The 24739-nt window shown below is 60.6% G+C and carries 23 protein-coding genes and 1 pseudogene; 5 read left to right on the top strand and 19 right to left on the bottom strand.

Features of this window, described 5'->3' with window-relative positions:
• Positions 1-48: 48 nt before the first annotated feature.
• The 5 genes from C2R22_RS22980 to C2R22_RS22995 all read right to left on the bottom strand — a co-directional run bounded on the left by C2R22_RS22980 (position 49) and on the right by C2R22_RS22995 (position 4486).
• Positions 49-1083 carry a DNA polymerase sliding clamp gene (locus C2R22_RS22980; RefSeq protein ID WP_103428087.1) on the bottom strand — a complete coding sequence of 345 codons (1035 nt, stop codon included), beginning with the start codon at positions 1081-1083 and terminating at the stop codon, positions 49-51.
• A complete protein-coding gene (locus C2R22_RS25410) occupies positions 1080-1229 on the bottom strand; it encodes a hypothetical protein (RefSeq protein ID WP_162562633.1) in 150 nt (49 codons plus the stop codon). The genes C2R22_RS22980 and C2R22_RS25410 overlap by 4 nt, the downstream gene beginning before the upstream one ends.
• A gap of 157 nt (positions 1230-1386) precedes the next feature.
• Positions 1387-2661, bottom strand: a complete 1275-nt coding sequence (locus C2R22_RS22985; protein ID WP_103428088.1) for an RNA-guided endonuclease TnpB family protein — start codon at positions 2659-2661, stop codon at positions 1387-1389.
• 331 nt (positions 2662-2992) lie between these two features.
• Complete coding sequence (locus tag C2R22_RS22990; RefSeq protein WP_103428089.1) at positions 2993-3247, bottom strand: hypothetical protein; 255 nt, start codon at positions 3245-3247, stop codon at positions 2993-2995.
• 141 nt (positions 3248-3388) lie between these two features.
• The gene (locus C2R22_RS22995; protein ID WP_103428090.1) at positions 3389-4486 is read right to left on the bottom strand and encodes a transcription initiation factor IIB; all 1098 of its coding nucleotides are present in this window, start codon (positions 4484-4486) and stop codon (positions 3389-3391) included.
• Positions 4487-4941: 455 nt separating this feature from the next.
• Between C2R22_RS22995 and C2R22_RS23000 the strand changes: the two genes are divergently transcribed.
• Positions 4942-5235, top strand: a complete 294-nt coding sequence (locus tag C2R22_RS23000) for a hypothetical protein (RefSeq protein WP_103428091.1) — start codon at positions 4942-4944, stop codon at positions 5233-5235.
• A gap of 228 nt (positions 5236-5463) precedes the next feature.
• On the opposite strand, the gene C2R22_RS23005 is transcribed toward C2R22_RS23000, so the two are convergent.
• The 10 genes from C2R22_RS23005 to C2R22_RS23055 form a co-directional block, all read right to left on the bottom strand.
• A complete protein-coding gene (locus C2R22_RS23005) occupies positions 5464-6462 on the bottom strand; it encodes an IS110 family RNA-guided transposase (protein WP_103428092.1) in 999 nt (332 codons plus the stop codon).
• A gap of 269 nt (positions 6463-6731) precedes the next feature.
• Complete coding sequence (locus C2R22_RS23010; protein ID WP_103428093.1) at positions 6732-7562, bottom strand: hypothetical protein; 831 nt, start codon at positions 7560-7562, stop codon at positions 6732-6734.
• 58 nt (positions 7563-7620) lie between these two features.
• A complete protein-coding gene (locus tag C2R22_RS23015) occupies positions 7621-8148 on the bottom strand; it encodes a hypothetical protein (RefSeq protein ID WP_103428094.1) in 528 nt (175 codons plus the stop codon).
• An 89-nt stretch (positions 8149-8237) separates the two neighbouring features.
• Positions 8238-8777, bottom strand: coding sequence for a hypothetical protein (locus C2R22_RS23020; protein ID WP_103428095.1), 540 nt, complete (start codon positions 8775-8777; stop codon positions 8238-8240).
• 241 nt (positions 8778-9018) lie between these two features.
• Complete coding sequence (locus tag C2R22_RS23025; RefSeq protein WP_245903088.1) at positions 9019-9888, bottom strand: RPA family protein; 870 nt, start codon at positions 9886-9888, stop codon at positions 9019-9021.
• 38 nt (positions 9889-9926) lie between these two features.
• A complete protein-coding gene (locus C2R22_RS23030) occupies positions 9927-10880 on the bottom strand; it encodes a replication factor A (protein ID WP_103428096.1) in 954 nt (317 codons plus the stop codon).
• Positions 10881-11101: 221 nt separating this feature from the next.
• Positions 11102-11383: a hypothetical protein gene (locus tag C2R22_RS23035; protein WP_103428097.1), complete on the bottom strand. Its 282-nt coding sequence runs from the start codon at positions 11381-11383 to the stop codon at positions 11102-11104.
• Positions 11384-11393: 10 nt separating this feature from the next.
• On the bottom strand, positions 11394-13130 hold the full coding sequence (locus C2R22_RS25980) for a hypothetical protein (RefSeq protein WP_103428098.1): 1737 nt from the start codon (positions 13128-13130) through the stop codon (positions 11394-11396).
• Positions 13131-13478: 348 nt separating this feature from the next.
• Positions 13479-14018, bottom strand: a complete 540-nt coding sequence (locus C2R22_RS23050) for a hypothetical protein (protein WP_103428100.1) — start codon at positions 14016-14018, stop codon at positions 13479-13481.
• On the bottom strand, positions 14011-14640 hold the full coding sequence (locus tag C2R22_RS23055; RefSeq protein WP_245903089.1) for a DUF7437 domain-containing protein: 630 nt from the start codon (positions 14638-14640) through the stop codon (positions 14011-14013). The genes C2R22_RS23050 and C2R22_RS23055 overlap by 8 nt, the downstream gene beginning before the upstream one ends.
• Positions 14641-14823: 183 nt before the next feature.
• Here C2R22_RS23055 and C2R22_RS23060 point away from each other — a divergent pair, with 183 nt between their 5' ends.
• The gene (locus tag C2R22_RS23060) at positions 14824-15375 is read left to right on the top strand and encodes a DUF7342 family protein (RefSeq protein WP_103428101.1); all 552 of its coding nucleotides are present in this window, start codon (positions 14824-14826) and stop codon (positions 15373-15375) included.
• A gap of 190 nt (positions 15376-15565) precedes the next feature.
• On the opposite strand, the pseudogene C2R22_RS23065 reads toward C2R22_RS23060, so the two are convergent.
• Positions 15566-16147, bottom strand: a pseudogene (locus C2R22_RS23065) (DUF7437 domain-containing protein).
• A 557-nt stretch (positions 16148-16704) separates the two neighbouring features.
• On the opposite strand from C2R22_RS23065, the gene C2R22_RS23075 reads away from it, so the two are divergent.
• Both C2R22_RS23075 and C2R22_RS23080 read left to right on the top strand, forming a co-directional pair.
• Complete coding sequence (locus tag C2R22_RS23075; protein WP_162562634.1) at positions 16705-18936, top strand: hypothetical protein; 2232 nt, start codon at positions 16705-16707, stop codon at positions 18934-18936.
• Between the two features lie 360 nt (positions 18937-19296).
• Complete coding sequence (locus C2R22_RS23080) at positions 19297-19779, top strand: DUF555 domain-containing protein (protein WP_103428104.1); 483 nt, start codon at positions 19297-19299, stop codon at positions 19777-19779.
• 641 nt (positions 19780-20420) lie between these two features.
• Here the strand turns inward: C2R22_RS23080 and C2R22_RS23085 are convergent.
• Together C2R22_RS23085 and C2R22_RS26740 are read right to left on the bottom strand one after the other, a co-directional pair.
• On the bottom strand, positions 20421-20648 hold the full coding sequence (locus C2R22_RS23085) for a hypothetical protein (protein ID WP_103428105.1): 228 nt from the start codon (positions 20646-20648) through the stop codon (positions 20421-20423).
• Positions 20649-21043: 395 nt separating this feature from the next.
• Positions 21044-22639, bottom strand: a complete 1596-nt coding sequence (locus tag C2R22_RS26740) for a hypothetical protein (RefSeq protein WP_245903090.1) — start codon at positions 22637-22639, stop codon at positions 21044-21046.
• A 392-nt stretch (positions 22640-23031) separates the two neighbouring features.
• Here C2R22_RS26740 and C2R22_RS23095 point away from each other — a divergent pair, with 392 nt between their 5' ends.
• Positions 23032-23913, top strand: coding sequence for a hypothetical protein (locus C2R22_RS23095; protein ID WP_103428106.1), 882 nt, complete (start codon positions 23032-23034; stop codon positions 23911-23913).
• A gap of 493 nt (positions 23914-24406) precedes the next feature.
• Here C2R22_RS23095 and C2R22_RS23100 read toward each other — a convergent pair whose 3' ends face one another.
• On the bottom strand, positions 24407-24712 hold the full coding sequence (locus tag C2R22_RS23100; protein ID WP_103428107.1) for a hypothetical protein: 306 nt from the start codon (positions 24710-24712) through the stop codon (positions 24407-24409).
• Between the last annotated feature and the right edge of the window lie 27 nt (positions 24713-24739).

A 24739-nucleotide genomic window follows, 5' to 3' on the forward strand; every position in this document is an offset into this window, starting at 1 on the left:
CACAGAGTGTGGTGCGTGGCGTGCGATACGACGGGGTGGGCGCGTCGACTAGTCGCTCTGAATACGCGGGGCGAGCATCGCGAGGACGTCGCATTCGCCGTCGCTGAACTGGTACTCGAACATCATCGGGAAGTCGCCGCCGAAGGTGAGCGTGATCTCCGTGCCCGTGGGGAACTGTTTGGAGATATCGTTGACGTAGTCGAGGCTGTATAGTGCGTTGCCGTCAGCGGCCGTGAGCGCGACGAGGTCGTCATCCGCGAGTTCGAGACTGACGTTGTCGGTGTCGCCTTCGGCTTCGATGTAGACGGTGGTCTCGGCCTCGTCACAGCGGAAGCGAATGTGGTCGGAGACCATATCGGCGGCCTTGACGCCACGCGAGATTTGTGCTTCCTCGAGCGTGAGGGAGATGGGCAGGTCCATCTCGGGGATTTCGGGCTCTTTGCGGATGCTGTCGGGGTCGATGAGCGCCATCGTGAACTCGACGCCGTCGATGTGAATGACGAGCTTGAACGACGTGGTGTTGAACGAGAGTTGGACGAGGTCGTTTTTCTTGGCGAGTTTGAGGACTTCCTCGAAGCGTTCGAGGTTGACACCGAGGACGCCCTCGGTAGCGTCGTAGGACTCGAAAGCGCCGGCTGCGAGAGAGACGTCGTACATCGCGACGTTGGCGGGGTCGACGGCTCGGGTGTGGATACCGTCTGGGCCGACGCGAATTTTCGCTTCGTCGACGACGGCGCGAAGCGTGCTGACGAATTCCTTGATCGCTCCGCCCTTGATGGCGGCGGTGAACTGCTGGGGCGGGCTCGTGACGACCTCTGCGTCGTCGTCGCCACCTTCGCTTTCTGGTTCGGCCTCCGTCTCCCCCTCGGTGTCGCTCTCGGCGGCTTCGTCTCCGTCTCCGTCAGTGTTAGTGTCAGTGTCGACGCTGGGGTCGGATTCCGGTTCGGCTTCTGTTTCGACCCCGGGTTCCGGGTGGGTGTCGATCTCGGATTCTGATTCGGCTTCAGGTTCGGTTTCAGATTCGACGTCGGGAGTAGTCGCGGGCTGTGCATCGGCGGTGTCGGATTCGATGTTGGTACTCATCGGTTTCGAGCGTGTTCGGGTGGTTGGTCTGCGTCGGTGCGGTTCTGGGTGTTCGACCGTGCGTCGGTGGTCGAACTCGGCAGCTCGTCGTGTCGGTTGAGGAGTTGGCGAGCGAGCAACGCAGTCACGGTGGGGATGATGCTCATCTCTGTCCCCTCACCGCCCTTGGGGGGCCAAAACTGAGCGTCGGTATCGCACAGGGACGAACCAGCGTTGGTGAGAGTAATCGCGCAGGACGATACTGAGGCGGTGACATCCTCCCCGTCGTAAACGACAGGGCGTCCCACACGGTGGGAATGCCAGTTAGTCGTCGCTGGCAGTGGGTTTCGACTCTTGGAACGTTGTGAGTGTCATTTGCGAGGGTGTCTCGCTCTGCTCACACTGAGTCGTGGCGGTGTCACAACCGCTCCCGTCCTGTGGCGAGTCATCGCCTGCGGATTTCCACGGCAGGCTCTCTCCCCACGGGTCTACGCGACGTGCGATGTTCGCACTCGCGTTAATATCTGCTTGGAACGTCGATACGTGGCACTCTGGGTTCTTGCATTTGAACTCGGCTTGTCGAGGCCGATACCCGATGTGCTTGCACGAGTGGCACGTCTTCGAGGTGTACTGAGGGTGGACATATCGTACCGGAATACCGGCGTCCTTCGCCTTGTCTTCGATTCGACCCTGCAACCGAGCGAAGGCCCATGAGTGCAGGCGTCGATTCATGTACTTCCCGTAGTCCAGCGACTCGCGGATGTACGCTAAGTCCTCCATCACGATGACGGGATTCTCGAACTGGCGAGCGTACTCCACGGACTCACGAGACGCTTTCTCGATTAGGTCTGTGAGTCGGTTCTGGTAGTACGAGAATCGCTCCTCGACGCGCCACTCAGAAGCGTCTCGCTCTTGCAGGCGTTTCAGGGTCGTGAACATCTCTTTGCGGATGCGTTTGGCTTCTTTCCCGTTGATTAACAGAGGCTTCGTGGGGGTGTCGTGTTGGAGGGCACAGCCCGTGACCAACATTGACTCGCCAATATCGAATCCAACCCGGGTCGGGGTCTCGGATAGTTCTGAGGTGTCCTTGATTTCGTATTCGACGGTGACGTGGAGCGTCCACGTCTTTCGGTGTCTCTGCAAGCGAAGTTCGCCTACCTTCGTATTCGACTCCTCATCAAGTAGTTCGATCCACAACTTCTCTTGTTCAGGATTCAGTCTAAGTGGTATCCAGAAGTTGGTTCCGCGACCGGGTTGTGGAACGTTCCAGCAAATTTCGTATTCACGCGAGGGGTCGCGGTCGAACTTCCCCGCTCGATTCACGAAACGGAGCGGGTGTTCGTCGTCTAACTCGTTGGCGTTGTACGTGTTGTGGAGTTTGGGGACGTAGGATTTGAGGGCGTCTTTCGCTTGGTACGGTAGGTTGTACGGCGTCACCACGTCGTTCGTGGCGCTCATCGTCGTACAGTGTTGCTCGAAGGCGTCGTTGAGCGCGTCTCGGTATTCAGACAGCGTTTGCTGGAGACGTTGCTCTTTACACCGTGTGGGTGGTGCGAGCGTGGCTTCCAGTGTTTTATTCGCTGTCTGAGGCGTTGACATCGTAGCCTTCGGATTCGAGTGCTTTGCGGAGGAGTTCGGGGTACGCCCGTGAGTGGCGTATTCCGTGGTCGCGGGCGTAGTCCTTCACGGCTTCGTGAAGTGGCCCGCCACGTTCCATATCAAAGTCAGCCCTCATCCGGCAAAACGTAAGAAATAGCGTAAGTTAAAGATAACGGTCGGCGTGTGGGCTGAGTGTCAGAACGTGGTTAGTTTGGGAGTTGTCGGATTCCTTCCCGGCCTGAAGACCGGGATTCCCGCCTTGTTGGAAGATGGTCTGGGGTGCTGGCTGCGAGCTGTCGGCTCTCGGAGACGGGGGCTGTCGACGTACTCGTCATGGTTGAGACTCGGAGGTGGAGTTCGAGTGTGACTGTGCGTTCGTCTCGGGGAAGTCGATGGCGTCAGGGTCGGTAGCGATGGAGCGGGCGGCCCGGTCGAGTTCGACTTCGTCGATGGCGATGCTGATGAGCGCCTCGAGTGCGTCGTCGTAGGCTTGCTGGGCCGCGTTCGGATCGGACGCGGCATCGAGACGCTGTCGGAGTGCGGTCTGGAAGCGATTCGCTGCACGGTGGTGGCTGAGTGTGCCCATTCTGGGTGTCCTCCACCGAGTCCGAGGGAGACAAACGAGGCGGTGGATTACTCCTACGCAACAGAGTGGAGTGGGTGGTCGGTCTAGGTGTTGCGTAGGACGATGAACCTGTGCGGAGCGATGCCGCGCCGACCGACCGGGCTACCCGAGGTAGTCGTCGAGATAGCCGTCTGGATCGTGGAGATCACCGGCCTCCTCAAGCGAGAGAAGTTCGCGTCGGATGTTCCGGATAGTCGTTGGAGTGGAGAAGCCTTCGTCGGCGAGTCGCTGCTGTGTGAGCCGGAGGTTGGTGAGCTCGCTTTCATCGTGAGCGTGATAGAGGCACGCGGCGGCGACGCCGGCGGGCTGTCGGCCGTTGGCGAGGACACCGACAGCGGGGGCGGTGACGAGTTGATGGGCTCGTCGCTCGACCCGGGGGTTGGCGTCGACGGCGTTGGCGAGTCGAGGGAGGAAGTCCTGCGGGAGCGGCGGTGGCGTTGCGAGTTCGAGCTCGCGATTCAGCAGTCGATAGGCGCTTTTGATATCGGATTCGTCGACGCGGGCAACGGCGGCGAGTTCTTCGAGGAACCGTGGCAGGCGTTCGAGGCGACAGGCGGCGAAGATGCTGGCGGTCGCGATGGCTTCGATGGAGCGCCCACGGAGGAGATTGCGCTCCCAGGCGTCGCGAAAGAGTCTCGCAGCGCGGTCGTGGATCGATGCGGGGAGTTCGACCGCACTCACGAGACGGGCGATTTCGCCAAGACCGGTACGGAGCGACTGGTCGTGAGTGGTACTCGCCTTCGCGCGGTCGTCCCATTTGCGAAGGCGTTTGAACTGGCGCTGTGTCTTCGATGAGAGTTCGTTTCCGTATCCGTCGCGGTAGGAGCCAATCTCGGTCGGGAGTCCCTTGTCGTGGCGTCTGATGGTCGTGGGAGCCCCGCCCCGGGCGGGTTGCCGTTCGCCATCGGCGGTTGTCTCCCACTGGAGTTCTCGATCAAGGATGTCTCGGGCGACCACGAGGCCGCACGCCTGACAGAAGGTTTCAGTCTCGTCGACGACGAGGTGTTCATCGGTCGCACACTCGGGGCAAATTGGGTCACCGACCGGTTGGGTGCGTTCGGGCGCCAATTTCTGGGCTGACGACGGCTCGGAGTCGATAGCTGGGGCGAGTCCCCGCTGGTGGGTACCGAGGGGGCTGCCGGACGGATGGGGCCCGGGACGGGCGTTGCTGTTCGCGGCCTCAAGATAGCGTTGGGACATGGAGAGTGGTGAGGAAGGGGACGGAAGAGACCAGGAAAGGGCAGTTCGACCCCTCTAGCGAAGCGGGGAGAATAAACTGAGAGCGATCAATAGTCAGCGCAAACCCAATATCACGTTGTTTTGATGCCTCGATCAGTGATCGGTGTCAGCAGTCCTGCTGAAATGAGGGTGCGTGTGCCATGTCTTGATATATAGGGTTGCCAATTACATTATATTTATTACATTTCATCATCTTCATAGAGATGCTGGTCAGAGGTGCTCCCCTTCCCACCCCCCGTTGACGCCTCTATTCCCGCCGAAATAGAGACCAGCAACGTGTTAAACACACCCTCTGTCTCGGTCACGCCGGAACTGACAGCCGTTGAGAAGGTTTGCAGACATGTGCTGCATACACAGCGCGTGTCTCGCAACTGCTTGTGGAGAAGTACTTATTCTTTGAATGGTGAGTGAGGGTAATGACCCTCCATTCCCGCTCGCTATGGAAACACGTCGGCGCAGCTCTACTGGTGGGGGTAGCGGTACTCCTGCTCAATATGATGGGGAGTGAGATTCTCGGGGTATATGCCAACGGGGCCGTGGCCGGACGAGAGCCGTTCTCGTGGCTCCCTCGTGCCCGCACCGTCGGGACGACGGTCGTGGCCTACCAGCTGGCTCTTTCAGCGATAACTTACCTCGTCGCGCCCGCAGTCATTTTCGGCCTCGGTTATCGGCTTGGCACGAGAGAGGCTGGTAGCGCCTCTGAGACATAGACCCTCTATATTCACCTATGGAAATTCTGCTGGCCGAACAAACAACGGCTGGCGCAATAATGATTTGCACCGCGTCGACGACTCCTGTGATGGGATCGTAAAACTGGCAGACAGCGAGGCGATGGTTCGCTGTTCAACCGGCAGGCGGGGAACGTGAATAAAGAGAGCTGTCGCTCCCGCTGACTCCGACCGGCCACTGAGGGCCGCCGGGCGGGCGGCCCTCAGTTCTCAGGTGCTCACGCCGGGTGGATCGTATACCTCCCCTCGGTTGAGCATGTAGTACATCGACACGAGCAGTTTCCGTGCCGTCGCCACGATCGCCTTCTTCGAATTCATACGACTGTTCAGCCGGTGGAAGAACCGGCTCAAATACTCGTCTCCACTGTTGTACACTGCCGTGTACGCACTCTGAACCAGGATCCACCGAACCCGTCCAGATCCGCGTTTCGAGATGCCACCCTCGATCCGCGAGTCGCCCGACTCGCGGATCGTCGGGTTCAGACCCATGTAACTCACGACCTCCTTGTGGCCGTCGAACCGATCGACCTCACCCAGTTCCGCGTAAATCAACAACGCGGAGTAGTAGCTGACACCTGGAATCGTCATGAGCAGCTGGGTCTCGGTCAGAGACCCAGCGCGCTCTTCGATCGCCGCTTCGAGCTGTGTGATTTTCTCGGTCAGCGTCTTGATCACGTCGAGATACGACTCCAACAACGCATCCCACGGGGACGGGAGCGAGAGTTCCCAGAGGAACTCTCGTCCCTTCACACTCAGTGGCTTCACTTTCCGCGTGATGCCGTTATCGGCGAGCAAGCCGTGGATCTTGTTGGCGAACTTGGTCCGATCTTCGATTAGGGTCTGTCGCCCGCGCACGAGTGCGCGGGCTTCCCTGATCTCGTCGGTGGGAACGTAACTTTCCGGAACGGAGTTGAGCCGAAGCAGTCTCGCGAGTTCTTTGGCATCGACGCGATCAGTCTTCTTGTCCGACTGAGCGATGAGCGTCAATTTGCCGGGATGAGCGACAGTCACGTCCAAATACTCGGCGAGAGTATCGTAGACGTGGTAGTAATTGCTGGTCGCCTCGATCACCGCACGAGACCCAGCGTACCGCTGGGCGAGGTCGTCGAGGTTCGCGTTCTCGACGCGAACCTCTTCGACGACTTCTCCAGCGTCGTTGATTACTGCCACCTGTGCGTACCGCTTGTGTAAGTCGATTCCGAGGTACATGGTCTGTTCCTCCGGGACACCGGTGCGTGAATCAGAAATTCACCTATGCGGGCTTTCCCGGATGCCGCGCGGCGCGGCATCCGGGCTGGTACGCCCATAACTCGGCTTCTTTCGCACTCGGACCAGTCAGCACCACGTGCTCTGCGGCACGGAATACAGCTCGGTCTCTTGCGTCCCATAGTTGATTCACGCTCCGCTGGGATAGCAGAATTTCCATCGAGTCAGCACGCCGGTTCTGTCTGTTCCTGGGCAAATTAGTATATCCGACATCACCGGCTCGTCCACGGGAGTTCGTTGAGGTTAGTGAACAGGCGGATGGCCTCATCGAGGGCTTCATCCCCTCCGTCTTGTGCAGCGGCGTGGGCTTTCGCCGCGTCCAAGAGTTTCTCGAACGCCGGGCGGCGTTCATCGTCGATGACGAAGTCGTCGTAGTCGAGGAAGGCGCGCTTGCGGAACTGGAGGTCGTCGTAACGCCAGTCCGACCAGAGGTCGGCGAGTTCGACGTCGTATTCCTGGCCGTTGTATTCGTCGCGGAGACGGACGCCTCCCCGGTCGGTATCGCAGGAGACGATACGCCGGACGTGACCCGTGCCGTCTGTAATGAATACTTTGGAGTGCGGAGCGACCTCGGCGATTCCGAGGTCCTCGGCCATCGTCTGGAAATCGAGTTCGCCATCTTCGGTGTGTGGGTAGCTGGCGCGACAATCCAATCGGTAATCGCTCGTTCCTTCCACGTCAACATCGGTAGTTGCCTGGATGCCGTCGGTGGGCGTCGGTTCATCGAAATCGTTAGACGCGAGGTCGGATTCGAGAAGCACGCGGTGGGTATCCGAGTCGTGGACGCGGAGTTGTCGTTCGTAGCCGTCGTCGATGTTGTGGCCGCCGAGGGCGAGGACGAACCACCCGGAGTCGGGTGAGCCACGCGTGGCTTCGAGGACGCGATAGACGCGGCCGGTCTCTTCATCGAGGAAGAAGACTGTCGGGGGGGTTTCGGAGTCGGTTTCGCGGGCTTTCGAGAGGGCGTGGAGAACGCATTCCTCGTCGAGTCGCTCACGAAGGTCGGCGAACGTGTCTGGCGTATCGGTTGGATTTGAGTTCATGAGTGGCTGGATGACGGGCTGGCTGGTCGTGGAGATGTACAGTTACCGGCTTGGGGTGTCACTCGGGTGGTGCGGAGGGGGATTCGAGGATTTCGTGGACGTCGGGGTCGTACTGAGCGTGGAAGGCGTCGAGTACGTCGCGCTGCCACCGTTCGTGCCCGGGATCGCCGAGCCGTTTGATGCCGAGGCCGTTCGAGCGCGCAACCTGATCGAGGTCGATACACTGAATCGAGGAGACGTCGCCGCCGTCGCCGGCGGAGATGTCAGCAGCGTCCAGGAGTGGGGTCTCGACCCAGGCGTCGAAGCAGTTGTCGCTCGAGGACGTGACGACGAGGCCGTCGGTGGCCCCGGCGAACAGTTCGGTGGTGATTCGACCGAGGTTCTGGTAGACGCTGGGCGGAATAACGAGGAGGTTGCGTTCGTGGTCGATGGTGGATTCGGCGCGGACCTGCCGGGGGTGGCCTTTGAGGAGCCACTGTTCGTCGGTGTTGAGCCAGGCACCACGGATGAGGCGCTGGATCGCAGCGTCGAGGTGGTCGTGCGTGCGGTACGTGAGGTAGCCGGAGAGACGGGCGTAGAACGTCATGAGAGAGTCTGGTAGTGGAGTCAGCCGAGTGTGAGTGGGACTCGAGAGCGTCCTCGAGGTCCGAGTTGCGGGCCGGGGGCGACGAGCACTCAGGCGAGTGAGACGTGGGTGATTTCGCCGTCGGGGTCGACCGTGTACTGGTAGCCGACGAGCGGGAAGCGGCATTTCTCGTAGCCGGCGGTCTGGACGATGAACGGTTCGGTGAGGTATGCTGCGAGTTCGCGCAGGAAGTCCTCGGTGTGTTCGTGCTGGTAGTCGTACACGAGGTCCTCGGTTTCGGCGTCGATGAGGGCGTCGCGGTCGTCGTCGCTGAGGCCCTCGAGCTCGCCGTCGGCGTCGAGGTGGTCGCGGGCAGCGTCACGGACGGTCGGGCGGTGTGCTGGCCCGAAGGAGGCGTAGCCGTACAGGACGAGATACGGCGACGGCGTGTCGCCGGTCTCGGTATCGCTACCCGTCTCCATGTCGGTGTCGGCGTCTTGCCCGGGTTCGGGTTCGATGACGTCGGCGGTGAGGTCATCGAATGGGCCGGTTCCGAGGAGCCACTCGGTGAGGAAGGAGCGGAGTTCGTCGACGCGTTCGTGGTCGACGGCCGGTGCGTTCGAGGCGGTGCTGACTTGGAGTGTTGCCATTGGTGATTCGGACGAGTGCCCTCCACCGATACGAGGGAGACAAAGTGGGCGTGCTGGTGGAGCTGGGCGACTCAGGTTAAGGAGCATCGCTGTACGGAAAATCGGGCGTCGCGTGTGGAGGGTCACTCGCGTTCAAGTAATCGAATCGAACGCGGATGAGACGTGGGTGGGATACTTGCGTATCCCCCTGAGAGAGAACGACCGTGTTGGAGTGCTGTTGTGGAAGGCCTCTTTCGGCGAATCACTCCTCAAGTCCGGCGTTGGCGACGGCCGAGGCGAGGGCCGCTTCGTCGATGGCACCCTCTTCCGTCTCCCCCTCAGGGTCGGACTCGCCGTTGCTGTCGGTGTCGTGGTCGCCGTCATCGCTCTGGTCGGCGTCGTCGGCGTCGTACACGCGGGTGGAGCCGCCCTTGGTGTCGGCCTCGGCCTCGGCTTCGACCTCAACCTCGCCATCGGCGTCGTCGTCGCGGACGGCGTCCATTCCAACGTCTTCGCGAGCGTCGTTGAGGGCGTCGCGGTAGACTTCGAGCGAGAGGTTGTCCCCGTACTGTTCGCGGCACATCGCGACGTAGGGGGTCGAGTCGATACCGTCCTTGTCTCCGTTATCGAAGGCATCGAGGCGAGCGGCCGTCCGGTCGATGGTTTCGCGCACCCACTGGTTTCGGGTGGCTTCATCGACGCGGGTGATGGTCTCGGGCCGAAGGGAGACGTTCACGTTGCCGTCGTCGGTTTCGTACGTGCTGGGCTTGGCGGTGATAGCGACGTACGCGGGGGGTTCGAGGCCGGAGAGGAACGCGGCGGCGTCGGGCTGGTACTGACCGGCGTAGGCGAACACCGTCCCCGTGGGATCGACGATTCGGGCCTGCCAATATTCGCTGTCCTTGCCAACGTCGTTGACTTCGGTGACGGTCCCGACGAGGAAGTAGCGGTTCGCGGTCTCGCCGCTGGGGAGCAGCGCGAAGTTCGGGGCGCGCTCCTCGTCACTCTCTTTGAAGACGTGGGTTGCGTCGTTGAGTTCGGCGGCGAAGGCGCGCTTTGCGACCTGTCGGCCCTGTCGCTGGGTGCTGTTGCTATCGGTACTGCTGTCGGCTGTGGATGCTGAGTTACTCATTAGAGTGAATTGGAGAGAGTAGTGGGCGGGGCGTGGGCCTACGCGAGTGGGTCGGCCTCATCGACGAGGAGATATTTCCCGATGACGCGGCCGCTGACTCGGTAGTAGCGACCGACGAGGGCGTCGGTGAGGTCGTTCGCGACGACGCTCGTATCGAGAGCGTCCATCGCTTGCTGTTTGGCCTCCTCGATGGTGATGTCGGCGAGGGCTTTGGTCGCCTCCTTGTCGAAGATGGCGTGCTGGACGCGAACGCCGTCGTCGAAGACGGCCTTGATGCGGAGGTCGAATTCGCCTTCGACCGTTCCGTGTTCGGCACACCGGCCGTCCTGGAGAACGCGCGTACAGCCGTCGTGGGGACAGCGCTTGATGAGCCCGCTTCCGGACTGGATCGCGACCATCGGGGCCTCGATGGTCAACTCCTCGGCGTTGTCGCCGACTTCGATATCGTCATCGACGGGGTCGATGACCGACCGGGAGTTGAGGTTGATGGAGTAGCGGCCTTCGTACTCGCTGGTGATGACGTTGTCGAGTCGGTACACGCCGTCCGCGTCGAGTTCGGGAAGGTCGGCTTTGGCCCACTTGGTGAACTTGAGTCGGCCGCTCTCGTCGCCGATGAGCCCGACCTGGGAGATGCTGTCGCTGGTCGGCTCCCATAGGTCGACGACTTTGACGGTGACGCTGACCCACTGGCCGTCGGTGTTGATTTCGTCGAGCGTCGTGTCGCCGGCACTCTGCGAGGGGAGTGCGAGGTCGTCGTATTCGATGCCGAGCACGTCGAGGTAGTGGTTGCGCGTGGCGCGAGTAGCCTCCTCGAGCGGCACGTTGTAGCCGTTGACCATCTGGTCGAGCCGGGTGACGATATCGTCGACACTCGGGAGGGCTTCATCGCCGGCGTCGTCGGGGAACTGTTCGATGAGGGTGGTCGCGGCCGTCGCGAGGTCGTCGCTGGAGGCGTTGACCGCAGAATCTGCGGGTGTTGCGTTGGTGGACATTGGTTCGAGTTTGGTTCTGGTTCGATGGCTGTTTGAGGTGTCTTCTGGGAGAGTTTCCCCACGAGGGAGACGGGCCGAGAAGCGTCGGAACGAGGCACACGAGAGCCGTGAGAGACACAATACCTCTCGTCTCTCCTCCGATTCCCCTCACCCCCCTTGGGGAGCAAAAACTCTGGGAGGGTTTGCTGATCGCGACGGTCTGCGAGTCCTGGCCTGCTCGGTCAGCGAGCGTCTTCGAGGCTGATGGTTTCGTCGGCGCTGATCCATCCGCCGAGGGCGGCACGCTCGATGATGGCGAACGATCCGTCTTGGAGCGTGGCGAAGCGCGTCCCGACGGTCGGGCCTGGCCCCGGTGGGTCAGGCCGGTATCGGTCGTCGGGGTTGACCGCTCGCGAGGGATCTTCGCCGTCGACGATATCGAGGTCGAACAGCTCCTCGTCGGTGGGACTGGCGTCGGTATCGGTGTCGTTGCTATCGCTGTCGGAGTTGGTATGTGAGCACATGAGTGTGAGGTTAGCTGTCGTCGCGCCAGCGCTGGCCGCAACTGGCACACGAGAGGAGTCTGGTCGGTGGCTCGTCGATGGAGCGGAGTTGGACGAGTCGGTAGTGCGCCCGGTCGTGGGAGCACTTGGGACACCGGCAGGTGGTCGTGGGAAGGCCGAGGCTGGGCTCTGTCGTCGCCGTCGTCTCGGAGGTGTCGGGAGTCGCGACGCCGGTGAGCGCGTTCATGCTGGCGTCTTCGGTGGCTGCTATGGGTTCGTCGGGAGCGCCCGAGTCCTCGTCCTCGAGTGCGGTTCCGAAGTGGTCGAGGTTGCGCACGAGCGCCCAGAGACGGCGCTTGCCCTGTGGGACGGGATGGTCTGGGCCGGGCGTCGAGTCGGGCCGTGAGGTGGCGATGACGTCGTGGACGGCGGCGTGAATCGCGTCTCGGTCGGCGTCGGCGTCGACGAGGACGGAGACGACGGTGGCTTGTTCGCGCCACCAGGTTGGGAGTGGGATGTCGCCGTTTTCGTCGAATATCTCGGTGGCTTTGAGCCATTCGTGGGCGTCCATCTGCCCGCTCTCTTCGGCGTCAAGGCGGTCGACCGGCGTGTGGACGGGACGAGAGACTTCCTGCACACCGGGTGTGCCGAGCGCGGGTATCGAGCGGACCCCGTGCCGCTGGAAGGGCTGTTCGATGCCGCGCTCACGATTTCGTTTGGCGTATTTCGCCCAGTCGACGTTGGGGAGGTCGCCGCGTGGCGCTGGCCCGTCGCGGGCCTCGATGACCGTGATGCGAGTCTCGGAGTCGGCGGCGAGCGTCGCCTGGCCCTGGTATTTCCCGACTTTCCCGGCGACAACGCGCACGAGGTCGCCTTCATGGAGGATGGTTCCCTGATTTGATTTCGTCCAGACGGTGAATTTGATGGTCCCGGTGTCGTCTTCGATGAGGCCGACCTGCTGTTGGGTGCGGGATTTGGGTTGCCAGAGTCGCGTGACGGTCCCCTGGATGTCGGCTTCGACGTTGTACTTCGAGGGGATGATCGGCACCGAAGAGATGGGCTGGATGACGCCCGCTTCCTGGTAGAGTTCGTCGAGGACGTTCGATTGGGCGGTGAAGAGGTCCTGTCCTCGGGCGACCTTGCTGGCGAGGCGGTGTTCGAGGATGGCCTTGTTCGGGGGCGTGACGAGGCGGTCGGTGATTCGGTCGGCAGCGTCGTGCACGCGCTGGGTGGTTTCCTCGTCGAGCTGCTCGAACGGGTCGTAGGAGTGGATGTTGTCGCCGATGACGCGGTCGTTGTAGTCAGCCCGGCGCTCGCGGTACTCACTGAGGAGTTCCTCCCGGCGCCGTGTTTCGCGGTCAATACCCGCGACGTGGGCGGCGAGGGCTTTCTCTCGCTGGCGTTTCCGCTCTTCGTGAAGTCCGTGGAGGCGCTCTTGAGCTTCGAGTGGGAGTCCAGTGAGGTCCTCGTCGGTGAGGTCCATCGGGTCGATATCCCGGGATTGCGTGGTGCGGAGGCTTGCACCCACCCAGTAGGCGTCGAGTTCCTGTCCGCCGGTGCCTTCGATTTCGAGGCCGAACTCGTCGTATTCGGGCTGGGTCCGGGCGGCCATCATGAGTTCGCCTGCGTTCTCGAGGCGGACGCCGAGACAGTCGCTCTCGAGGTGGGGACTCTCGTAAAGCCCGCGCAGCCGGAGTTCGTCGAAGCGATCGTCTTGTTCAACGTCGCTGTTCGAGAGGCGGTGCTGTCCGTCGTGGTAGTATGTCATCGGTAGGTCACTCCGTGGTGGATGATTCGGAAGGCGGGCGGCTGTCGGCCATCCTCCTCTCGAACCCCCTCGACCCCCTTGGGGGGCCAATACTGAGCGAGAACTAGCCGAGTCCGTTCTGTGGCGGCAGAGGTCGATGGGTCGCTCACAACCCGGTGTGGTCCCCCCGCGGCGGTTCACCTCCAGGTTAAGCTCGCGTTCGCAAATGACGACCTCTCGATCTCGAATGCCCTACGATTCGTCGATGGTGATCCCCGACGGACGGATGACAGTCTTGTCGCTTCGTCTATTTGCGCGGTTTCTGGCTGAAGTATAGCGGTGAGAATATTTGGACAATCGCTGACTGAGTCAGGATTCTATGTACTCTATTGCATCCCAGATGTTGAGAACACGAATTCGTCCCTCGTAGTACGTATTGTCGATCACACCTGAAATCGATCGTTCAGCGTTCCGGTCATCGATCAATATCCCGACGGAATCATGCCCTGTCGAACCAAGAAGCATTACCGCAGCCGCTGGAAGCTCTGAATCAGTCTTCCGCAACTTGTCAGGGTCCGTCTGCTCAGACTTCGCCAGCCGCTCATGGACACGGTCCATGATTTCGCCAGCGCGCGGGCCGTCATGTACCCGGACCCCAGACTGGACAGTGTCGATGAGTGTGATCCACGTCGTTGTGTCCGCTCGGTCAACCCAGTCGATACTGATGTATCCTCGTTGCTCTGCGAGTTCCTCAACGACACCTGGGGTGAGGTAGAGATCAATTCCCTCCGCTTTGACGTACTGGATGAAGGTTTGATACGGCGAAGAGTCTGTTCCCCCGATGGTTCGAAGAAAGCTCGTGTCGAGAATGAGGGCCGTCGGGAACGGGGACGGATGGTCCTCACTCATCTGCGCGCTGATACGGCCCCTGCTCGATTGCGCGTTCGTGAACGTCCACCTCAAACGCGATGTCGTTGAGCGTCGGGTCGTGGTCTTTCACCACGGCGATGATTCGTTCGATGGCCTGCGTGACCGCGATGGCTTCTACAGCAGGCACACCGAGCTTATCGGCGACGCCACGACGCGTCGTCTCACCCTGCAAGTAGGTGAGTGTGGCCATGACCGCAGGGGCGAGTGCGGCTTTCCCATGCCGATCAGCGAAGAGTTCGAGATCGTCGTCGACGCTAATCGCCCCGTAGACTGCGATGATGGCGGGACCGAGTTCGAGAGTCATCTCGTCTGTCCAGTCCCCACTCACGGGGTCTGCACGCCAGAGTGCGGAACCACCTTCGTACTCGTCTAATTCTTTGGCGACACCCAACTCGGCGAGCGTATTCGCATATTTGTAGGCAGTGCTCTTAGAGAAGCCCTGACGCTCACGAACTGCCGTGACCGTTGTTGGGGAGTTGATCAACAAATCCGTGTAGAACCGTGCGAGATCAGGCGTCCCCAGCAGCTCCTGAATGACGAAAAACCGGTGGGCCGTGTGTCCCGCATCCGGTGGTTGGATGGAAGATGGCACGTTCGACATAGTCCATAGTACGCGGACTATGTTCTAAAGCCTTTGGGGGATTCGTGAACCAGGCAACTACGTATCTCCGTGCGGCTTCACTTTTGCACGTCCAGACGACCTCGCTTGCAACAGCTCGTGATTATGCGAGATAGTACAAACATATGAGAGTACAGCGCAAACGCTGTTGCCAGAGGTACCGAAATGTCCGACTCCTCGCGAGATGGCGTCCAGTCGTGGACCGAGTCGATGAGCGCCCGCGACCGTATTCGGGCGGTCGCCAAGACGCTTCGCGAACCACGGTCGGTCAACTGGATAAGCGAACAGGCCGACGCCGCCTGGAGCACGACCAACGAGGAACTCCAAGCGCTTGTCGAACAGGGGCAGCTGCGCCGCGTTGAGGCCGGTGAGAGCACGCGCTATCAGCCGGACTACACGCGACTGCTCTTCGAGGAAATCCGCACGCTCATCGAGGAGAACACACGCGAGGAGTTACGGAGCGAACTGGCCGCGATCACCGAGGAGATCGAGGAGTGGCAGGAAACCTACGACGTCGAGACGTGGCAAGACCTCGAACAGTCGCTCGCCGACGGCGACCTCGCAAGTACCGAGCTCCGAGAACGCCGTGACGTCATCGCGTTCTGGCGCGAAAACGGGGAGGATCGCCGCCTCATCAAGCACGCACTGGAACTCTACTCCGACGTGGAGGCTGCTCGCGAACAGATGACCGACGTGGCTGGCCGCGCCACGAGCTAATGCTCTTTTCTCACAGATTGACCAGACAGGCTGGGTGTGAGGACGTGCGCTATCGCCCGTCTCGATGACGATCCCTGTACGTCATCGTGGATGTTGACCGACGACGTTCCTGAATGACTCGTACGACGCGGAGACCTCACGACTGCTGCGAGCTCTTCTGGCGTGCTGTACAGCTTGCTCAGGACAGCCCTCACACGTCCTCGGGCGGGGCCTTGCGGGCGTTCCGTATCTCCTCGAAATACGGATCGTGCTCTTCCATCTCGAGGACAACTTCGCGGAGTCCATGGAGAATGGCGATAGCGAACGCGGGCTAAAGGTCGAGTTCCCGAGCAGCCAGCCGCTCCGACATCTTCCCCTCGGTGTAGGGTATCGCGTATGTGAGCGCGGCAGCGAGCTTCCCGAGGCCATATCGTTTGAGGAGTAAGTCCAAGTCTCGGTCGCGAGGGGCGCGGCCGAACGCTTCGATGAACGTCGGCGTAATCGTGTACCCGTTACCATCGAGATTCACCGCGAGCGCAATCGGAACCGCAGTGTACGTGTGAATGGTCTGCTCCCCGTCGCGCGTGAGTACACCAAGGTCAATCAAGGGACTCGTATCGGAGGAGGCGGTCGAGCGAGGCCGCTCCAGCTGGTCGGCGATGTCGTCATTCGTGATCTCGCCCTCCCGAAAAATGAACGTATAGAGTCGCGCCAGTCGGGGCTCCTCAAGCAACCGGGCCACCGACATGAACCCATTAATCGCGCGCTCAGGGTCGCCCGCACCCTTCGACATACAATTCATAATTTGCGTATTGAGTATTAACGCTCGGGGGCGTCTGGATCAAGTCTGGTGCTCGCATCGAAGACGGAAGGCAGAGGGGTGGGGAGCGACCCCGAGGTCCACAGCGTGCTCGTACGCTCCACCGCCTCAGGATCCAAGAGGGCGCACTCTACGTTCAACGAGCGACAGTGCTATTCTGTGAGCGAGTATTCTGCTGACTCCCTCCTTCTGAGCCCCCACGCTACGGTTAAGTACTCCTCCGACGTAGCGATTAGCGAGCCTTGAACGGCTCATCATATCAAAGCCGGAAAGGCGGCATTCGCCTTTCCACTCTACTTTCGATAAGCGGGAGCGCCGTTTCGTGAGCGAGTTTCTGTACTGATTGGTTCTGTTCGACGTGGTCGTTCGCAGGAGGTCGTCCGTCGCGAGCCAGAGGCCCGTTGAATGTACGCGGGATTGTGGGGAGTTACAACGGAAAAATCGACAGACAGTGCCGGGATGGCACGATATAGTTATGACTGCTGTTCGCGTCTCTGAGAGCAGAAAGCACGGCGCTTTCTGGCTTTGATATGAGTGGATACACCGACAGGTCCGACCTCATTGAGGACGGACAACAGAACGGCAGTACCGAAATCGAACACAACACCGAACATGAGCACCCCACCCACACTGTTCGCCTGTTCTCGCAGGCGGCAGACCACGGATTCCCGGCGACGGTTCGCCTCTCCACCCAGGAGATCCGCCGTCTCGACGACGGAGTGGAATCCCCGATGATTCGTCGGTGGCTCAACCTCGATGCAGACACGAACGCAGACACGAGTTCTCACTCACCGTCCGTAGTCTCGACTGAGCGTGAGTTCCGTGGCACCGTGGATGGACAACACTCGACCACCGAGTCCGACTCCGAATTCGACTCCGATGTCGACGTCTTCGTCGATGTCGATGCCGGTGTCGACTTCGAGCGTGAGTCCGAGCGTACTGGTGCGCACGAGTCCGGTTCTGAACTCGAACTCGAACGTGAATCCGAGGGCGTCTACGGCTGGTACGATGACCAACCGATGGTCGCGTCTCGGAGTGATGAGCGGAGGACTGAGATGAACGCTTGCGGACGACCCGCTGATGCGCTCTCTGAATCTGATGTCATCGCACGTGGGCAGTACATCTACATGGGCCACGACCGCCTGACCGACCCGACTGGCGACCAGTTGACGGGCACGGCATCTGGCTTCGATGAGTACGACCCCATCAGTTCGACGGAGGTTCCGGTGCGCCTTGGACGAACACTCGTCCCTGAAGACCAGCTGGATGCACACACTCGCCGACTGCGTGCGCTGAAGGACATCCCCGAGGATGAACAGACGCCACGCGAGACAGAGGGTGTCGGAACGGACGATCTGGAAGTGACGCTTCCCTCTGGGGAGTTAGTCGCACTCCGGACTCTCGTTGCGAATCCAGCGGAGTACTCTCGATCGTCGATTCCTGGTATCGAGCGCCGACTGGCGTTGGATGCAGAGCTAAAGAGAGTCTCTGCGGGAATTGACGCTGCTGGACACCTGACTGGCCTGGCTGCGACGTTGGATGCACACACCGACTTGCTCGCTCGCTACCGGAGCGCGCGTGCTGGTGTTGCTCCTGCGCGTCGTGAACAGACCGTCGCCCAGCAACTCTACGACCTCGCCGAGCCCCTTCGGGAGCTCGACGCTGAGGATTCTGAACTTCGTGAGGAGGTCTTGACTGAAGCACGCAGATTGCTCCAGGCTGAGACCGTCCACGAGATTCGTCGCCGACCCGTCGAAGTCGCGTCCGACCTTGCACAGCGTGTGCTGGATGGACAAGATGTGACGTCGGCATTCCTCAGACTCCTCGAAGACGAAGCAACGAATCCGAGAAACGTCCTGCGAATCAACGCGATTCTACAGGCGAACCTCTGGTCCTCGAAAGGCTATCTCACCACGCAAGGCGTCGTGAAGAAGATCTACCATGCTGACGTCCCTGGATTAAAATTCGGGATGATCGTCACGGATGGAGATCGCCGCGAGGATGAAGTTCGTGTCTCTGTCTGGGAGTCTAGCGAAGAGGAGATTACTGCATCAACGGCCGACCCGGATGATGCCGATGGAGAAGTAATCATCTCGAAGAAGATTCTCGCCGAGCCGAACGAAGGTGACGTGGTCCGCCTTGTTGACTTCAAGTTACCGTACAAGAAGTCCAACCAGACGTACCAGGGTCAACCGAAGCTCGACTCGCGTTGGGAATCCGAGATTCAGATTCTCGAGCGTGCACCGATCACCGCATCGACTCGCTCGACGCCTGCGACACCTCAGCGTGTTAGTCAGTCGTCGCGCTCGTCTGATGCTGGTGAGGCTGTTCCCCGGAGTTCCGCTGCGAAGTTCTCAGGTGACGTTTCGACAACCTGGCCGTCGCCAGTGCTGCTCGAGACGCTCATCGAAGACGAACTCGCTCGTGTCCCCGACCGCGTTCAAGCAATAGCCGAACGCAAACAGCTCGCACAGCAAGAGCGTCAGATGAAGCGAAACCGCCGATTCCTCACGGACCACCCTGAGGCACTCGGTCTCTTCAAGGCAAACGCGTTGATGAGATTCGTGAACGGCGACTCGCCTCGTGACCCCTCGTCGTGTTGGGTTTGTGGTGTCCGGAACGATGACATGAACTACGATCCGGTCGTAGCGTCTCGATTCCACCCACTCTGCCTGGCACGCGCTGGTGTTGAGAGTTGTAAGGAATACACCGAACAGCGTCTCACCGAGTACACCGAGTCACTCGATGGAGGAGCTGTCTGAGTATGCGTACGTGTATGAGCACAGCTGATACCCGCACTCAGATTCGGATACAGGCTCAGATTCGACGGCCCTCGATAACGGTACTTCCCGTTCCCTGGTTGTGTCCTGAACTGTAACGAACCCTAGCACCCCCGAGTTCCCTACCGATCGAACTCAGAATTCCAACTAAACTCTCTTTCGAAAACCGGACCTGTAGCCACCGAGCAGCGCCTCAGCCTCCCGAACCGCGGATCACGAACTCCCCCAGAAGCAGCCTGTGCTTCGGTAGATATCGTGCGGACCAGAATGTGGTGGGTGTAGTTCCACATTCAATGTAGCCAACGAGTCCTCATACGGGTGAGACGCATATGGAACAACAGTATGACGACGTCTGGGCACGGTGGGGAGGAGATATGGTTTGAGGTACAGCTGTCGGTTCCATGGGTGGTGGCGGGAACGACGGGCGTCCAGGACGTGATCAACATCGCGGTGTCGGAGGTGGGCAAGAGGGTGAATCAGACGTCGGCGCGGTACTCGGAGATTGTCGTTCAGGACGTCGCATGTCCGTCCTGCGGGTATGAGTATGAGGCGGCGCTTTCGACGACGGATTTCGCGTTGGTAGTCGTGACGGTGTTGGCGCAGTTCAAAGCGGCCTCAGCGGAGGAGAGTTCGCGCATCGCGAAGCGGGAGTTGGGTGTGCGAATGAAGGATATTCCGTTGACTGTCCTTGGGGTTCGGCGGGCGTCGTTAGCAGTGGAGGAGCCAGCGGTGGAAACGGCGTCGGAGCCGGACGCGGTGACAGATGCGCCCTCTGGGGACAGGCCGGAGAGTGACGCCTCGAGGTCAAGCTCCTCGGCGAGGTAGTCTTCCGTCTCTTCAAACTTCATAGTGAAACGAAGCCCTACAGGTGGTATAGCGCTAATACTGGCCCTTAGTACTCTACCTCAATCCAACTTCCTGGGTATTCGAACCCAGTATTCTGATTGTGACCCCGAAAGTCATAATATTTATTATGTTAAGGAACCAACTGATGTCGTGCCCAAAACACCCTCCTACGACGGACGACACCCCTCCATGGATGGGCACACATCCACCGGGGATTAGGACAGTTTCCCACGTCTCCTGCCACAAGCGAGCGAAGTTGCTCGACCAGTGCCGAGCGTAGGATCAGCGGAGCAGTCTCTAGCGGTGGATTAGCCGCGGATGACTGTAACGCCGAAGCCGATAGCAAAGCCAGTTCCAATCCCACTGCCCGTACAAGCACGGGAACTCGGCCTCTCACGTAAGGATGGCCGGGGACACCCTCCTTTCGAGAAAGTACCAGAATGAACGGTGCGCGAGGTCGATGGCTTAGTGTCTGGTCGGGGAGTGCATTCAGCCAATTCAATTCGTAAAGAAGATTTCGAGTGTGGGGTCACGGCTGTCGAGGGACCGAAATCCGTGGTTCTCAGCACGCCCTCAACGACATGAGCAAAACTGGATATTCGATGCACAGCGACCGCCGGCTACCAGGACGGTCGGGTGAACGCGTGGAGGATGCGGCGGATCGTCGAGATGACGATGTATGCGGTCGAGACTGCGAAGCCACCGACACAGACGGTCCAGAGGCCGGTGGTAGCGAACTGCGGATCGACAGCGAGGAACATCATTCCGACGTAGGCGGTGATAAACATCGAAAAGACGGCGGTGGTCAGGAGCGGTACGTTGACCGGGAGTACATATCGGATGGACATAATTCGTGGTCGGAGTCGAAGGTGAGTCGAGACTGATTGGTTCGGTCGGGTAGGCGGCGCACGGCCGCGCCGCGGACAAAATCGAGATCGAGCTGGAGCTGGAGCTCTGGCTCGGAATCGGAACGACGCGAGTGTCGTCGACGTCGCGGCGACACGCCACGCTGCTCGACTTCCTCACCCCCTTTAGGGGACCAATACTCGGCCCGAGAGTGACCGTCCATCCGGGGGGTCGAACCGCATCGGTAACCGGCCGAGCGAAGCGAGGCCGGGAGCGGAGCGGGGCGGCGGAACGGGGCGGGGCGGAAGCGACAGGCCTCTCACAACCGGGGGAGCGCTAGCCGAACCGGATCTCGAGCGTCAAAAAACGCCTCCGAGAGGTGGGGACGGCTCGCCCCTTACTGGGCTTGAGCGGGACTCGCTTCCGGCGCGATGTCCTTGATGGCCGCCTCGACTGCCGCTTCGATGTCGGAGACATCCGACTGGTACACCGACTGGACGGCGTCGGTGGCGTCGGAGTCGCGACTGGCGAGCGCGCCGAGGCGCTGCTGGGTCGCGTCGATGGTCTCGGCCACCCACGAGTCACGGGCCTCGCGGTCGACGACCGTGATGGACTCAGGTTGGATGGACACCTTCACGCCGTAGTCCGTCTCGTAGTGGTGGAGTTTGCCGACCACGGCCACGTACGAGGGCGTCTCGGCCGACCGGAGCACGTCCATTGCCTCTGCCTGGTACTGCCCGGCGTAGAGGTTGGCGGCCTCACCAGCGGCCATCACGCGCCCCTTCCAGAACTCGGAGTCACTGCCGACGTCAGCCGTCTCGATGAGCGTCCCGACGACGAACACGCGGTTGGCTGCCTCGCCACTCGGCAGGAGCGTGAACTTCGGCGCTCGGTCATCACCCTCGTCTTCGGGGCGGGTGAACGAGTGGGTCGCCTGGTTGAGTTCTTCGGCGAACAGGCGCTTGGCCGGCTGGCGCTGAGTGACGGCCGGGGCCATGCTCGCGTCGTTGAGGCCGGGGTTGTCCGCGGAGTAGCCTGTCTCGACCGCTTCGTCCACGAGGAAGTACTCGCCGACGACCGGGCCACGCACGTCGAAGGTCTTCCCGATGAGCGAGGCGCGGAGTTCTGCGCCGACGACGCTGGCGTCGAGGGCATCAGCGGCCATTTCCTTCGCTCGCTCGAGCGTGATGCCACTGACAGCGGTGGTCATCTCGGCGTTGAACAGCGCTCGGACAGCGCGCTCACCGTCGTCGAGGATGGCTTTCAGCCGAAGGTCGAACACACCATCAACTTCGCCGTGCTCGGAGCAGCGGCCGTTCTGGACGACGCGGGTGCAGTCCTCGTGGGGACAGCGCTTGATGAGGCCACTCCCGTCTTCGAGGGCGACGAGCGTGCCCGTTGCGCGCACTTTGCCGTCAGTGGGTTCGACGGCGTCCTCGGCGGTGGCCTCGGTGACCTCGCTGGCCTTGTTGAGCGAGATGGAGTACTTGCCTTCGTACTCGTTGGTGATGGCCGAGGCGATGTCGTAGGTGACGCCCTCCTCGAGGGCAGGCAGGCTCTCGGTGTTCTTCTGCCAGACGACGAACTTCATCTGGGCGCTCTCATCAGCGATGAGGCCGACCTGCCGCATGGAGTCGTGCTTGGGCTCCCAGAGGTTGACGACCTGCGCTCGGATGTCCACCCATTCCTCCGGGCCGACGTCTGCGATATCGCCGAGCATGACGCGCTCGAAGGCGTGCGAGCCGCTCGCGTCGCCACCGAAGCCCGCCAGCGCCGAGATGTCCTCGGACAGGTCGCCGTCGTCGAGGTCGTACTCCGCTGCGAGATTGCGAACCGTCGTTGTGGTCGCCTCCTCGAGTGGGACGCTGAACTCCTGCATAGCCGCGATTCGCTCCAGGACGGTCGAGGCGGGCACGTCCACGCCCATCTCGCCGAACTTGCCGCTGATGTCTGCCGCACGCTGCTCCACGCTGAGGTTGGAGTTTGCACTCATAGTAGTCTCTCTGAGGGGGATTTCACGAGCAGGACAGAACGAGGACGCGCCTCGCCCCACCCGCACTTCCCTCACCCCCTTTGGGGGCCAATACTTTCGGGAATCGCAAGCAGGACAACCGCCAGTGGCGGAGTTTCAACAGATCGGCGTTGCTCGCATCGAGCCGCTCGTGAGGTCGAAGATCGAGAAGATGGACGTCGTCACGCCCTCTCTCACTTCCCTCACCCCCTTTGGGGGCCAATACCCACGTCAAAGGGGAAAGCCGAACTCGTCTTCGTTGAAAGTCTCGCTCGATTGGCTCTGTTGAAACCCTCAAAGTCTGATAAGTTCGACACGCTCGTCGTTAGATACAGTTGCAGAGATTATAAACCAGCAACCCGTTCCGCTTATTAATGGAACCGGCTGAGATGCCGTACGAACCCGGTGAGTTAGTCCATGTTCATCACGACGGGGATTCCGAGGGGCGGACGCATCGCTTCGGATGCGAGGTTCTGAGCGTTTCAGAGGCCGACGAGGTTAACGATTACACGTACACGCTTTTCTCGTTCGGCTGGGAGCGTGTCCTCGCTACGGATTACAGACACTCGCAGCTATACCCGTCACCTCGAGGCTACCCGAACATCGACGAGTTCCTTGGCGACGGCCACGTTCAGGGCGAGAGGCTTCTGGGGAAGTTCAAGCGGCGCGATCTGGAGGTGATCGATGAGTGCCTGACGATGGTGGACAATGAGGCGGACGCGACGAAGGACTGGTTCAACGAGCTGCGGAAGGAGGATGTCGACCGCATCAATTCCGTCTTTGCGGAACTCGTACTGTTGTATCACCTGCGGACAGTTTACGGACGTAAACGCGTGTCGTTGAATGCGCGTGTTGGGGAGAAGGATTTTGATCTGCGCTTGACGACGGAAGAGGAAGACGTGTGGATCGAGGTGACGAAGCCGGACTTCGCTGATTCACTGTCCGATGGTTTCGCGTGGGGGCTTCCGAAGACCACGCAGAACTCAATCGACCGCAAGCTCAAGAGCAAGTTTGAGGAGGCCCGCGATCACGCTCCCGAGGATGCTGTCCTGATCCTTGGAATATACTGCGAGGAGCAGATCAATCAGGGCTTTGCGATGGGGCAATGGCTGGACGAGGAGTATTACGACGTTAGCGAGATTTGTGATGGCTGGCTCTCCTACACCCACCTGATCGACACGCAGATCGGGTATCAGTCCTTCACAGACGCCGGTGAGCGATGTCGGACTCTGTTTGACCGGATGGTTGAGGAGTGAGACTAGATTCCCCCTCGGTTGTTCCAGCGGCGTGGCCGTAGCACGGTAGTTCTTTCCGTCGATGTACGGCCGATGATGACCCCTTCCAGCAGGCAGTCGTGACTGGTGAATTCATTGATGCGCACGAACAATCTACCGGCTGTTTCACCGTATTAAGTATCGGACTAATAGGATTTCAACAGAGCCGCTCGATCCTGAATTCCAGTGACTGTAGCCGATGTCGGGAGCGTATTCGAGTTGTATTTCTCTCTGGTAGGCCCTAGGATTATATGTTTCTAAGGTAACCTGTTGATGCCGGGAGATGTCAGAGGCACCGGTTCCCCCACCCCCCAATCCCCTTGCATACTGGTACTACCCCGGAAGAGGGGTTGTCGAGATAGAGTCAAGGATTGTCCATTACTCCCTTCTAGCAGCACGCATACCGAATTGGTCATCCCCTGTGGATTGCTCTGAAGCCTAAGCCTGGAATCCTGCTCTTAGCACATGATGTGGATTAGAACGTGTAGTCGTCGCGAACGACCGCGTTCGCACAGGATTCACAGAGGACGTCAAAGGGCGGCCACCCGGTGAGGCCGTCGGCGTCCTCGAGGAGCGCGGTCGGGACCAGGCCGCTGATCCCACAGCCACCGTCACACGAGGTGAACGAGTGGCTGACCGCGGCGAAGGTCTCGCCGTGCGGGTCGTGGTCGGGCGTGCGGAACTCGGGTTCCTCGCCCGTTTTGAAGGATACGCTGACCGGCTCGCGCTCGGCCGTGTGGTTGGTATCGGTGCGCCGCTCGTCGGACTGGATGTTGGTCATCTCAAATCCCTCCCCCCATTTGGGGTC

Source organism: Salinigranum rubrum (genome assembly GCF_002906575.1).
Classification (GTDB): Archaea; Halobacteriota; Halobacteria; order Halobacteriales; family Haloferacaceae; genus Salinigranum; species Salinigranum rubrum.